The sequence below is a fragment of the Rhodococcus sp. 15-649-2-2 genome, from assembly GCF_002258645.1.
Taxonomy (GTDB): Bacteria; Actinomycetota; Actinomycetes; order Mycobacteriales; family Mycobacteriaceae; genus Rhodococcoides.
In genome coordinates, this window is the sequence record NZ_NPFM01000002.1 from 61,280 (window position 1) to 73,796 (window position 12,517).

At 61.3% G+C, this 12,517-nt stretch carries 10 protein-coding genes; 7 read left to right on the forward strand and 3 right to left on the reverse strand.

Annotated elements, in window-relative coordinates; translation table 11 throughout:
• Positions 1–39 precede the first annotated feature (39 nt).
• Together CH305_RS01070 and CH305_RS01075 are read right to left on the reverse strand one after the other, a co-directional pair.
• The gene (locus CH305_RS01070; protein ID WP_094702370.1) at positions 40–1,539 is read right to left on the reverse strand and encodes an aldehyde dehydrogenase; all 1,500 of its coding nucleotides are present in this window, start codon (positions 1,537–1,539) and stop codon (positions 40–42) included.
• Between the two features lie 239 nt (positions 1,540–1,778).
• Positions 1,779–2,897: a tartrate dehydrogenase gene (locus tag CH305_RS01075; RefSeq protein WP_373453932.1), complete on the reverse strand. Its 1,119-nt coding sequence runs from the start codon at positions 2,895–2,897 to the stop codon at positions 1,779–1,781.
• Between the two features lie 158 nt (positions 2,898–3,055).
• On the opposite strand from CH305_RS01075, the gene CH305_RS01080 reads away from it, so the two are divergent.
• From CH305_RS01080 to CH305_RS01095, 4 genes are all read left to right on the forward strand, one after another.
• The gene (locus CH305_RS01080) at positions 3,056–3,949 is read left to right on the forward strand and encodes a LysR family transcriptional regulator (protein ID WP_094639652.1); all 894 of its coding nucleotides are present in this window, start codon (positions 3,056–3,058) and stop codon (positions 3,947–3,949) included.
• A 182-nt stretch (positions 3,950–4,131) separates the two neighbouring features.
• The gene (locus CH305_RS01085; protein WP_094702153.1) at positions 4,132–5,595 is read left to right on the forward strand and encodes an MmgE/PrpD family protein; all 1,464 of its coding nucleotides are present in this window, start codon (positions 4,132–4,134) and stop codon (positions 5,593–5,595) included.
• A complete protein-coding gene (locus tag CH305_RS01090; RefSeq protein ID WP_094702155.1) occupies positions 5,592–6,929 on the forward strand; it encodes a TRAP transporter large permease subunit in 1,338 nt (445 codons plus the stop codon). The genes CH305_RS01085 and CH305_RS01090 overlap by 4 nt, the downstream gene beginning before the upstream one ends.
• 18 nt (positions 6,930–6,947) lie before the next feature.
• Entirely contained in the window at positions 6,948–7,217 is a 270-nt protein-coding gene (locus CH305_RS01095) for a hypothetical protein (protein ID WP_141215359.1), read from the forward strand.
• Between the two features lie 58 nt (positions 7,218–7,275).
• Here CH305_RS01095 and CH305_RS01100 read toward each other — a convergent pair whose 3' ends face one another.
• Entirely contained in the window at positions 7,276–8,397 is a 1,122-nt protein-coding gene (locus tag CH305_RS01100) for an XdhC family protein (protein ID WP_094639648.1), read from the reverse strand.
• A 345-nt stretch (positions 8,398–8,742) separates the two neighbouring features.
• Between CH305_RS01100 and CH305_RS01105 the strand changes: the two genes are divergently transcribed.
• From CH305_RS01105 to CH305_RS01115, 3 genes are read left to right on the forward strand one after another with little or no spacing between them, the layout of a single operon-like run.
• Positions 8,743–9,324 (forward strand): (2Fe-2S)-binding protein, encoded by a 582-nt coding sequence (locus CH305_RS01105; protein ID WP_094639647.1) that lies wholly within the window; start codon positions 8,743–8,745, stop codon positions 9,322–9,324.
• A 3-nt stretch (positions 9,325–9,327) separates the two neighbouring features.
• Complete coding sequence (locus CH305_RS01110; RefSeq protein ID WP_094702157.1) at positions 9,328–10,305, forward strand: xanthine dehydrogenase family protein subunit M; 978 nt, start codon at positions 9,328–9,330, stop codon at positions 10,303–10,305.
• Positions 10,302–12,467, forward strand: coding sequence for a xanthine dehydrogenase family protein molybdopterin-binding subunit (locus CH305_RS01115; protein WP_094702159.1), 2,166 nt, complete (start codon positions 10,302–10,304; stop codon positions 12,465–12,467). The genes CH305_RS01110 and CH305_RS01115 overlap by 4 nt, the downstream gene beginning before the upstream one ends.
• Positions 12,468–12,517: the final 50 nt, after the last annotated feature.

Sequence of the window (12,517 nt, forward strand, 5' to 3'; positions counted from 1 at the left end):
CAATCGAAGAAGGGCCCACTTTTCGGGGTCAGCGAGTCGTCACAGCTCCATGTAGACGCATTTGGTGTAGAGGTAGTTGTCCATGTGGGCAGCGTTGCCCTTGGCTCCGTATCCGCTCAACTTGGTGCCTCCGAAGCCGACCATGGGATCGATGTATCCGTAGCAGTTCACCCACATCGTGCCCGTGTGCACTCCACGGACCACCCTCATGGCGGTCGACAGACCTTGCGACCACACTGCACCGCCGAGTCCGTAGTCGCTGTCGTTGGCAATGTGAATAGCCTCGTCCACGTCGTCGAAGGGAAGAATCGAGAGCACCGGTCCGAAGATCTCCTCGCGGGCGATACGCATATCGTTCGACACACCGCCGAACACGGTCGGTGCCATGAAGTAGCCGCTGCCGAGATCGCCGCCCAACCGCTCGCCGCCACGGAGCAGTTCGGCTCCTTCCTCACGGCCGATGTCGGTGTAGGCCATGACCTTGTCCAACTGGGGCTGCGAGATGATCGGACCCAGGGTGGCCGCGTCGTCGAGGCTGTGTCCGACCCGGATCTCGTCCATGTACTTCAGGAGTCGCTCGGTGAATTGATCGACGATGGACCGCTGAACCAACACACGCGTTCCGGCGAAGCAGATCTGACCGGAGTTGGCAAACACACCCATGGCTGCTCCTGGTACCGCCTTGTCCAAATCTGCATCGGAGCAAACGATGTCGGCGGATTTGCCACCGAGCTCGAGCTGTAAGCCCTTGATGTTGACAGTCGAGGCCTTGATGATGCTGCGGCCGGTCTGCGTCGATCCGGTGAAAGCAATCCGGTCGACGTCCGGATGACTGGCCAGCGCGTTGCCCGCATCTTTGCCCAAGCCAGTGACCACGTTGACGACGCCGGCGGGAACGCCGGCCTCGTGCAGTATCTCTGCCGTTCTCAGAACGGACAGCGACGCGTCCTCGGAGGGCTTGAGTACGGTGGTACAGCCACTGGCCAAGACCGCACCGATGATCCAGAACTGGCCGCCCAACGGGCCGTTCCACGGGATGATCCCCCCGATGACACCCACCGGAGCTTTCAACGTCATCGTGGCGATGTCGCCAGGGATGCCATTCATCAATGTCTCACCCGAGATGTTCCCCGCTTGCGTCGAGAAGAACGACAACATCTTCATCAAGGCCGCCTTGGAGTTGCGCAACCTCGTGACCGGGGCACCCATGTCCAGTGCTTCGATCTGGATCAGTTCGTCGAAACGGTCGTCCATGATGTGCGCGATACGTGTCAATAGAGCTTGACGTTCGTAGGGAGACCAGGTGCTCCACTGACCGTGGAAGGCGCGGCGGGCCGCGACCACCGCCCGGTCGATGTCGGACTCGCCGCCTGCACCGATCCGGGCGAGAACCTCACCCGTAGACGGATTGACGGTCGTCAGAGTCTCACCGGAATCAACCGGAACACCGCGCCCGTCGACGAAGGGGTGGTGCACCTCCCGCGCCAGGAAACTCTGCGCACTGTCCAAAAGTACAAAATTCTGCAGATCCGTACTCACTTGCATCCTCTCGAAAATTATCGACGACACCGCATCGGTCGGTGGAGCGTCAACCGACTTGACGGTTCTTGTGTTTCAAAGCGCGCTCTACATCCATGAGCCGAAACTGATTCGCGTACAAGGATTTCACACCCGGTGTGCCCTCGGCCCGAACTACGCGCACGCTCGGGTGGAACTTCGTTGGAACCGGTCGGCTCGACAAGGGCCATATCGAGCCGACCGGGGTCTGATGCGCCGGGTCACACTGGCGTGAGCGCGGTCCGTAGCGCGTTGACGATGGCATCGGTGACGGTTTTGGTGTCTGCCGTGCCACCGATGTCGCGGGTGAGGACTCCCCCAGCTGTGGTTGCTCGAATGGCGTCTTCGATCTGCCTGGCCTCGGCGTGGCGTCCGAAGTGATCGAGCATCAGGGCTGCGCTGGCGATCGCGCCGATGGGGTTACTGATGCCTTTGCCTGCGATGTCGGGGGCCGATCCGTGGACAGGCTCGAACATGCTCGGATAACGACGTTCGGGGTTGAGGTTGGCACTAGCTGCGATCCCGAGGCTGCCGGCGAGTGCAGATCCGAGGTCGGAGAGAATGTCGGCGTTCAGGTTCGACGCGACGACAACGGACAGTTCCTCTGGGTGGAGGATGAATTTCGCGCTCATCGCATCGACCAGAACGCTCTCCGTGGCAACGTCGGGATAGTCCGCTGAAACTCGATGGAAGACCTCGTCCCACAGCACCATGCCGTACTGCTGGGCGTTGGACTTGGTGACCGAGGAGACCTTTGCGACAGTGCGAGTGCGCGCCAGATCGAACGCGAAACGCATGATCCGCTCGCAGCCCTTGTCGGTGAACAACGACGTCTGCAGTGCCACCTCGTTGCCAGGGCCGCGTCCGCCGAGGTTGCGTCCACCGAGGCCCGCGTACTCGCCCTCGCTGTTTTCCCTGACGACAACCCAGTCGAGTTCTGTGTCGTCCGCTTTGCGTAACGGGGATTGCACTCCGGGCAGAAACTTCACCGGTCGCACATTCGCCCACTGATCGAAGTTCTGTGTGATGTTCAGGCGCAGACCCCACAGACTGATGTGGTCCGGGACGTTCTCCCACCCCACGGCACCGAAATAGATGGCGTCGTAGGCTCTCAGAATCTCGAGGCCGTCGTCGGCCATCATTTTTCCTGTCCTCGCGTAATATTCGCTACCCCAGGGAAACTCGTCCCATTCGAAGGCGAACGCACCCCCGGAGTGCCCGGCCACGGCGTCCAGTACCCGTCTGCCCGCGTCCACCACCTCTGCCCCGACACCGTCGGCGGGGATCGACGCGATCCGATACGTGGTCGACTGCGAGCCCACTACTACCTCCGATGTCAGACAGATCACGCTTTGAGTCCATCAATTAAGACCTCGCAAGCTCCCCCCCGTCCAATACCAAGTTCCGATGTCACTCATAGGCTCGATCAATAGGAAGGGTTCGGCCGCAGCTAGACTGCATCGAACTCACGACGCTCACAACAAGGAGACAGGTTCGAGTGGATGCACGAAAGCTGAAGTATTTCCTGGCTATTGTCGATGAAGGAAGCATCAATCGCGCGTCCGAGGTGTTGCTCATCGCCCAACCCACTCTCTCTCAGGCCATCGCCGGACTGGAGCGCGAACTGGGGGTGCCCTTGTTTCATCGCATCGGTCGGCGACTCGTACTGAGCGCCGCCGGCGAAACCTTGGTGGGGCCGGCTCGAGTGGTATTGCGCGATCTGGACGACGCGGAAGCAGCCGTGCATGGCCTGAAGGGACTTCGAGGAGGACGCCTCGACCTGATCACGATGCCATCACCTGGGATCGAGCCTCTCACCACTATCCTCACCGCGTTCGGTCGGCTGTTTCCGGCCGTAACCGTCAATGCCCAAGCCGCATTCACCCCCGAGGAGGTCCTCCGAGCGGTTCGCACCGGCGTCAGCGAGATCGGCATTCTCGGCTCACCCCAGGCCGTTCAGGCACCGGACCTGCAGGTGGTGACATTCAAGAGCCAGCCTCTATTGCTGCTGTCGAGCCCCGACGCGGATCTACCCGACCGGCCCGAGATTCAGCGGTCAGAGCTGGCAGGGCTGAGGTTGATAGCTTCTCAACAGGGGTCGCTGATGCGATCGCTGGTGGACGACATTCTCGCCAGCGGGATCCCCGCCACTATCGCCGCCGAGGTCGCACACCGGACGTCCATTCTCCCCATGGTGCTCAGCGGCTTTGGCCACGCAGTCACTCCCTCTGCCTGGGCGGCGTCGGCAGAGCAGGCTGGTGCCCGAGTTCGCCGCATCGTCCCTGAGTCCTACCTGCACGTCGCCGCCGTGTGCCGACTGACACACATGACTCCCCCGGCACGAGTGCTGATGGACGAAGCCCAAAAGTACGCCGGCGAAGTACCGAATTGAGCATCACCGAGATTTTTTCCACATCCGAACATCGGCGTAATCGATAACTTCAATTGGCAAAACGTATTGGACATTTGAGGCTGCGTAACCCCTTAATAGATCGACTCGAACTGTGACCCAAGCGACAACGCGTGTCCGAAGCCGGACGCTGTCATTCGAGGTAAACGCGATAGGGGTTTTATATGCCGACCGAAACCGACGACCTGGTACATCACCTGGCGTACGCAGCTGCCAACACGACGTTCGAGACACTGGCACCGGAGGCGATAGACGCCGCCAAGAAAAGCATCCTGGACACTCTCGGGGTAATCCTTGCCGCCAGTGGCGTCGAACCAGCAGTACGCGCAGCTATCGACCTGGTCCGAGAGGGTGGTGGTACCCCAGAGGCGTCCCTCCTGGCTTTCGGAGGAAGAGTCCCGGCCATCGCGGCAGCGTTCGCCAACGGTGCCTTGGCCCACTGCCTCGACTACGACGATCAGACTCCCTGGGGCCAACATGCTTCCAGTTCCATCATCCCCGCCGTTTTCGCAGTCGCCGAGCGCAAGGGCGGAGTGACCGGCCAGGACCTCATCGCGGCGGTTGCGACGGGTCAAGACTTGTTCGCCCGGCTGCGATGCAACGTCGGTTGGCGTAAGGACTGGAACCTGTCGACGGTGGTGGGGGTGTTCGCTGCCACCGCAGCAGCAGGTCGCGTACTCGGCCTTTCCGCCAGTCAGCTCGCCCATGCACTGGGTATCGCGAGCATGCAATCGAGCGGTGTCATGGAGGTAGTGGCTGGAACCGGAAGCGACCTTCGTGGCATGTACGCGGGCTTTTCTGCCCGAGGCGCGGTGACGGCCGTTCTTTTGGCCGAGAAAGGCACCACGGGCGTCGACACCCTGTTCGAGGGCGAATACGGCATCCTGAAAACATACTTCGGCGGCGTATACGACCGCGAGAAGATTCTAGAGGGTCTGGGAACCGATTACCTGGGCAGCGGAACTCTCTACAAGAAGTGGCCGGCCGTCGGTACCGCCCACAGCCACATCCACGCGACCATCGAGCTACTGAAAGAAAACCACCTGACTGCGGACGATCTCAGCGAAATTCGTGTATTCGTCGGCGACTACCACGATCTCATGTGCCGTCCACTCGAAGCACGCCGAACTCCGACGACGCTGGTCGACGCGAAGTTCAGCCTCCCGTTTCTCGTCGCGGTCGGCGCAGTTCATGGGACCGTGAAGATCGCGCACTTCAGCAGTGAATCTCTGAAGGACACATCTGTCCTGGCCGTCGCTCAGAAAATAGTCCCGATAAGTGATGCGTCCCTGGACTGGACTCTCGAGTTACCCCCGGGACGAGTCGAGATCGTCACTCGGGACGGTCGGCGATACGAGAAGACCGGCACCGGGGTACCAGGAAACGACGATGCGCCGCTCTCCTGGAGCGATTTGGCCGAAAAATTTATCGACTGTGCGGCGGTCGCCGTTGTCAGGCATTCGGACGACAGTCTGGACGAGGTCGTGGACTCGATCAAGAAATTGGAATCGCTCGAGGACGCAACAGTGGTACTGGGAATTCTCAGTCCTGCTGCAAGCAATAGTTGTTCACCGGAGTACGAAACATCTTCGCAGACGACGTCGCCGAAAACCGGGGCGCGGTTGTGATCGCCATCTGGGCGCTCGTAGCATTCATTGGCACGATCGTGGTGTGGAATGCAGTGCTCAAACGAAATATCGGCGAGGCGATGCTCGTCGGCTTCGTCGTAGTCGGCGCATTTGCCGGCCGAGATGCGCCGAGGTATATGGCGAACGGCTTCGTCGACGCGATTCAGGCCGAAATTACTTTTGCGGCTCTGGCGTTCATCTTCATGAGTTTCATTCTGGCGAAGACACCGGTGCTCGATCGGCTCATCGATATTCTCAACTCATTCCTCGGGCGAATGAAGGGAGGACCGATTTACACCACGACTCTGGCCGGAGCGATTTTCGGTGCGGTCGCCCACGTCGGCGCATCCATGGCCGCAGTAGTGGGATCGGTGACGGTTCCATGGATGAAACGTTCCGGCGTCAGCGGAGAGTTGTCTGCCACCGTCGTAGCCGGTTCTGCAGGTATGGGTTTGACGTTTCCATTCAGTGCCACGATGTTCATCCTGGTCGGATCGGCCACTGTCAGCGGCATGATGGACGCGGACGAAATCATCGTCCCCCTCGCCATCGCAGGCGTGTGGTGTCTCGTTTACCGACTTGTGCTCAATTTCTATCTGATACGCAAGAACGGCTTGCAGCCGATCGCTGTCGAGGACCGAATCCCTGCCCGACGCAGTCTTCGTGCTGGGTGGACCTCGGGCCTTCTACTCATTCCGCTGCTCATCCCCTTGTTCCTCACCCAGGGGCCGATCGCGAACGCACTCGGTCGATACACCGACTTGGTGATGTCGAGAGCGATAAGCATCATCACCTGGATCCCCGTGCTGATGATTCTGCTCGTCCTTTTTCTCGGACGTCGACACCTGCCCAGAGACGGCAAAGGCTGGTGGAAGATACTCGGCGAATCGGCACCTCAGTTCGGAATCATCGGCACGACGCTCGTCGCGGCGTTCTCCGCGTCCGCTGTTCTCGGCCAGCTGAGGCTACCCGAGCAATTGACCTCGATGCTCGAGTCATTGGCCGCACCGAAGTGGCTGATGGCAATCCTGGTCGGGATCATCATCGTCGTCATCGCGATCCCCCTGACGGCATCGGCCACCGTCGCAACCGTCGGACCGGTGGCCGTCGCAGCATTGGCCGGTGCCGGCGTCCCTGTACCGATTGCGGCCGCCGCGGTGCTGGTCTTCGCGTCGACCGAGGGAGCGTCACCACCGTCCGGCGCGCCGATCTACATCGCCGCAGGAATAGCAAGAATCGATCCGTCGAAAATCTTTGTGCCGCTGCTCAAGTACTACTGCATTCCAATTCTCGCCATCGGTGTGCTGATCGCGCTCGGCATTCTCCCCGTCTGAATGGATAGGACATCGTTCATGTTCCGCACGGCCGTATCGACACTTTTCCGCCTCAGCACCGTTGTCTTTCTGCTCGGAGGGCTGGTCATCGTCCTCTGCCAGGCGGCCGGACTGATCCTCGGCAGAGGGGAATTCGTTACTCAGACTTTCGCCTTGATGAGCCCTTACGTATTCGGCAGCGCGGGAGTAGCCGGGTTGCTTGCATTCGTGATGTCGTATCTCGGCGATCCCGAGGAAGACTCTGTGACCGAATCCAGCGTTCGTGACGCGGCACCGGATGCAGCATAGACCGCACGGCAATGAAAGTGGCCTGCGGACCCCACCGAGTAAAGCGCAATTGCACCGGCTAGACAACCGCATTCATTGACACGCGCGCGTCAACGCCGACACCCTCGTGCTGTCGATGTATCGGTCCGTCCAACTGCCGCAGCCGCTGTCCCGAAGCGCCACTTCGGTCAGCTATCAGTTGGGCCAGAATCGAGATTGCTGTCTCCTCGGGGGACCGCGCATCGAGGTCCAGTCCGAGGGGTGAGTTCACACGCGCGAGCACATGCTCGGGAAGCCCTGTAGCCCGTAATCGTCCTAGTCGCTCGGAATGCGTCCGACGTGAACCGAGCGCACCCACGAAGGCGAGCTCGTCCAGCTTCAATGCCGCCACCAACATCGGGACATCGAACTTGCTGTCGTGTGTCATCACGCATACGACCGTGCGAGCGTCGAGTCTGCCGGCAGCGTCTTCGGCTTTCAGATATCGGTGCGGCCAGTCGACCACTACCTCGTGCACGTTCGGGAAACGTTCGGTGGTTGCGAAGACAGGTCTGGCGTCGACGACGGTCACCCGATACCCGAGCAGCGTGGCAGACGCACCCAATGCTCGGACGAAGTCATTGGCACCGGCCAGGATCATCCGCGGCGGAGGAGGGAAGGTATGAACAAACACTCGGGCACAGTCCCCCGCGTCTTCGACGATGCCGGTCGATCCCGACTCGTACACAGCAAGGGCACTCACAGGCAATTCTCGCGCCCAACCGTTGTCTAGCGACGCCTTCGGGTCGCCCAGTACGAAACGTCGCGGCTGATCACTCAGCACCGTGACCAGGGCGAACTGTCGTTCCTGGTCCCGGGCCACGATCAACCGATCGATCAATTGTCTGTGCGAGGGGTCGATTCGTTCGATAAAGACCTCGATCTCGCCACCGCACGGTAGTCCGATCTCGATTGCGTCGGGATCGGAGTAGCCGAACAGCTCGCGCGCGGACGTTCCGGTTCTGATGACCTCGACAGCCGTATGGATCACAACTGATTCGACGCATCCTGCCGACAATGAACCCAACGGTTCCCCGTCTGCGGTCACGACCATGCTGGCTCCGACAGCGCGCGGTCCCGCCCCGGACGTTGCCACGACACGTGCCAACGCGACAGGAGAGGTTTCCAGAAGACTACTGATGTCATCGAGCAATTCGTGCATTCAAGGGCCCTTCCCGGATCGCGGCGCGATTGGGCTCTCGGTATACGAGACCGCGTGCGATGCAAAATAGCGAAGTCGCTGATGCCGCTGTGTCGAAGTACGAACAATCAACTTATGATGCGGCGTTGGCTCGACGGTACGCCGCAATGACGGCCCTTGCCGTCAAACGTGCAGGCAGAGGGGTTCCCTGCCAGTACGTGCCTAGCCAGTGCCTGTCCGATCCACGAATTCGCTGCAAGCATGGGCCCAACAGTCGCGTCCCCACGTTCGTACAGTGCCTAGGAGAGTGCAATGGCCCCACAGCACGACACCGATTCGCCCGAAGAAGCTAGCGTTCCACACACCATGACGCGCCGTACCTTCGTAGGTACCTCTATCGCTGCAGGTGGCGCGATTGCGGCCGTTTCTCTGTTGAACGGTTGCTCGAACGACTCAGGTGCCCCGGTCACCCCATCCGAAACGTCGCCGGTGCGATTGACGGTGAACGGTGCCGAACGTGAACTCGCCGTTGATAATCGCACGTCGCTGCTGGACATGTTGCGGGAGCACACGGAGCTGACGGGAACGAAGAAGGGCTGCGACCAAGGCGCGTGTGGGGCCTGCACCGTGCTGTCCGACGGTCAGCGGGTGTTGTCCTGCTTGACTCTTGCCGTTCAAGCAAACGGATCCGAGATAACAACCATCGAAGGTCTGGAGACCAATGGCCAATTGCATCCACTCCAGCAAGCATTCATCGACGAAGACGGCTTCCAGTGCGGATTCTGCACCTCCGGCCAGATTCTCTCGGGAATCGGCTGTATCCGCGAGGGTCACGCCGGCTCACCTGAAGAGATTCGTGAATCCATGAGCGGCAACATCTGTCGGTGCGGCGCGTACACCAATATCGTCACCGCCATCTCTCGCGTGGCCGAACAGGGAGGTGCTTGAATTATGTTTCCTTTTCAGTACGATACGGCTGCCGATGAAGCAGCAGCACTGGATGCAGCCGAAGGCGGTGCCCGTTATCTGGCCGGAGGAACCACCCTCGTCGACCTGATGCGTCAGACCGTCGAACGGCCCACCCGAGTCGTCGATATCAATGCGCTGCCCTACCGCGACGTCGACCTCGACTCGAACCGCTTGCGCATCGGTGCCCTCACTCGCATGTCCGAGGTTTCGGCCGATGAACAAGTGCAGGAGCAGTTTCCGATGCTCACCCAGGCGCTGGATCTCAGCGCCTCGGCGCAGCTACGCAATATGGCTTCCATCGGCGGAAATCTGCTGCAGCGGCCACGTTGCCTGTACTTTCGCGACGTCAATGCCAACTGCAATCGTCGCGAGCCTGGATCCGGTTGCGCAGCAATCGATGGCCGCAACCGCACATTGGCGATCTTAGGAACCAGCACGGAGTGCGTGGCAACACACCCATCCGATCTTGCCGTCGCGCTGACCGCACTGGACGCCACGATAGTCACCCGAGATCGAGACGGAGAGCGGACAATCCCGATCGCAGACTTCTTCAGGTTGCCCGCAGACACACCCGACCGCGAGAACAACCTCGCACCCGGAGCACTCATCACCGCCGTCGAGATCCCGGTCCGCCCTGACACAAGAAGATCCGGGTACCTCAAGGTCCGTGACCGCTCGTCCTACGAGTTCGCGCTGTGTTCGGCTGCCGTCGCGCTCGACATCAGCGGCGGTACCGTCCGGTCGGCGAGGGTCGCCGCCGGCGGAGTCGGCACGGTCCCGTGGCGCCTGACCGGCGTCGAGGAACGACTCGTCGGCCAGAGGCCGAGCCCCGAGTTGTGGACCACCGCAGCAGACGCTGCGGCGGAAGGCGCGCAACCCCTGTCCGAGAACGGATTCAAGGTGATATTGCTCCAACGCACCGTCCGACGTCAGCTCTCCAGAATGGCGGCCCTGTCGTGACCACCCCACTGAGCGGCGTACTGACCGGTCAACCCCTCACCCGCGTCGACGGGCGCCTCAAGGTCACCGGAGCTGCGCTTTACGCTGCCGACAACCCAGTACCGGACCATCTGCACGCAGTCCTTGTGTGCAGCAGGGTTTCTCGGGCAACCGTCGCATCGATCGATACCGACGCCGCCAGAGATCATCCCGACGTGGTCAATGTGATCACGAACTTCCCTGGTATCGAACTCCCCTACGACATCTCGCGGGTCAACTTCTTCGGCCAACCGCTTGCGGTTGTCGTCGCGAATACTTTCGAGGCCGCGACGCACGGTGCGGCTCTGGTGTCCATTCGGTATAACGAGGAACCGCAGAGCACCAATCTCGACGACGCAGCAGAAATGGGCCGCGAACCCAGCAGAATGGGTGCCCCGTACTCCCGCGGAGACGCCGACACAGCACTCCGCACCGCACCTGTCGTCGTCGACCGCGAATACTCCATTGCACGCAATTATCACAACCCGATGGAGATCCCCGCGACTATCGCGTCGTGGGACGGCGACCGTCTGACGGTGTGGGACAAGGTGCAAGGAATTCACTACAGCAGGGCCGCATACAGCGGCGCTCTCGGGATTCCTGCCGAGAACATTCGCGTCATATCCCCCTTCGTAGGTGGTGCATTCGGAAGCGCCGGCGAAACCTGGCCGCATCAGTTCCTCGCAGCGGAGGTAGCGCGCCAGCTTCGCCGTCCGGTGAAGCTGTCACTGACGCGACCTCAGATGTACGCCGCGATCGGCTATCGCCCCACGAGCCGTCAGCGCCTTGCCCTCGGTGCCGATCGTGACGGAAGATTTCTTGCCACCGTGCACGAGAGCGAAGTCGAGGTATCGCGGTACGGCGGCTACGAGGACTTCCCCACGGAAGGGACGAGACTGATGTACACGTCGCCAGCATTCCGGACGGCCGCGAGCGTCGTTCCCCTCGACACCAGCGAGTCAACCTATATGCGAGGACCGGGAGCCGTCACGGGCGCATTCGCGCTCGAATGCGCCATCGACGAAGTCGCGGAGCAACTTCGACTAGATCCGATAGAAATCCGGTCGAGGAACGAGCCCACCGAAGACCAGACCACCGGAGCTCCGTTCTCGACTCGCCGACTTACCGAATGCTTTCAGCAGGGCGCACGGACGTTCGGGTGGTCCCGACGCAACGCGACCCCCGGTGCCGTACGTGACGGCGACCAGCTCATCGGCATGGGTACCGCATCTGCGCTCTACCACACCCTTCGCTCACCGTCTTCGGCGACGGCGCGGGTGAACTCCGATGGGACAGCCGAGATTTTCGCCGCCGCTAGTGATATCGGGCCAGGTACCTACACCGCGATGACTCAGCTGGCTGCCGATGCGCTGGGCTTGCCGCTCGACAGGGTCACATTCTCCCTCGGCGACAGCAACTACCCGGAGGCCGCAACCCAGTACGGTTCACAAGGGATGGCGAGCGTCGGATCGAGCATCGAAATCACCGCAAACATGCTGCGTGATCGCATCATCAGAACCGCCGTACTCGATCCCGCATCGCCCCTGAACGGGGCTCGGCCGGACGAGATCGACATCGTCGACGGCCAGATGCAGTTGCGTGGCGACCCGGGCCGAGCAGAGACGTACCGGGACATGCTGCGCCGCCGCGGCGAACCGAGCATCGAAGCGTCCGAGACCTACACTCCCGAAGACGTAAGTGCCCGATTCTCCATGCACGCATATGGAGCCGTGTTTGCCGAGGTGGCCGTGGACGAGCTGCTAGGAACCGTGCGGGTGCGGCGAATGTACGCTGTATACGACGCCGGCCGAATCATCAACCCCAGGATGGCGCACAGCCAAGCCCTCGGCGGAATGACACAAGGCATCGGCATGGCTCTGCTCGAGTCCGCAGAAGTCGACTACCGCGACGGACGTCTGGTCAACGCGAACCTTTCCGACTACCTCGTGCCGGTCAACGCCGACGTCCCCGTTCTGGACGCTGCGTATCTCGACGCCCGCGACGACATTGCAGATCCGATCGGTGTCAAAGGCCTGGGTGAAGTAGTGATGGTGGGAGTTCCCGCAGCAATTGCCAACGCTGTGTACAACGCGACAGGGCGCAGGGTGAACGATCTTCCCATCACAATCGAGAGCATGCTCTAGTCCACGGCACGAAGCAGGTGCGGCCGATAGCGCGCGCTACCGGCCGCACC

What these genes read in the sequence shown, in the direction of transcription:
- CH305_RS01110 (WP_094702157.1), top strand. Translation starts at nt 9,328, where the DNA reads ATGTTTCCTTTTCAGTACGATACGGCTGCCGATGAAGCAGCAGCACTG.
- CH305_RS01095 (WP_141215359.1), top strand. Translation starts at nt 6,948, where the DNA reads ATGTTCCGCACGGCCGTATCGACACTTTTCCGCCTCAGCACCGTTGTC.
- CH305_RS01105 (WP_094639647.1), top strand. Translation starts at nt 8,743, where the DNA reads ATGACGCGCCGTACCTTCGTAGGTACCTCTATCGCTGCAGGTGGCGCG.
- CH305_RS01100 (WP_094639648.1), bottom strand. Translation starts at nt 8,397, where the DNA reads ATGCACGAATTGCTCGATGACATCAGTAGTCTTCTGGAAACCTCTCCT.
- CH305_RS01085 (WP_094702153.1), top strand. Translation starts at nt 4,132, where the DNA reads ATGCCGACCGAAACCGACGACCTGGTACATCACCTGGCGTACGCAGCT.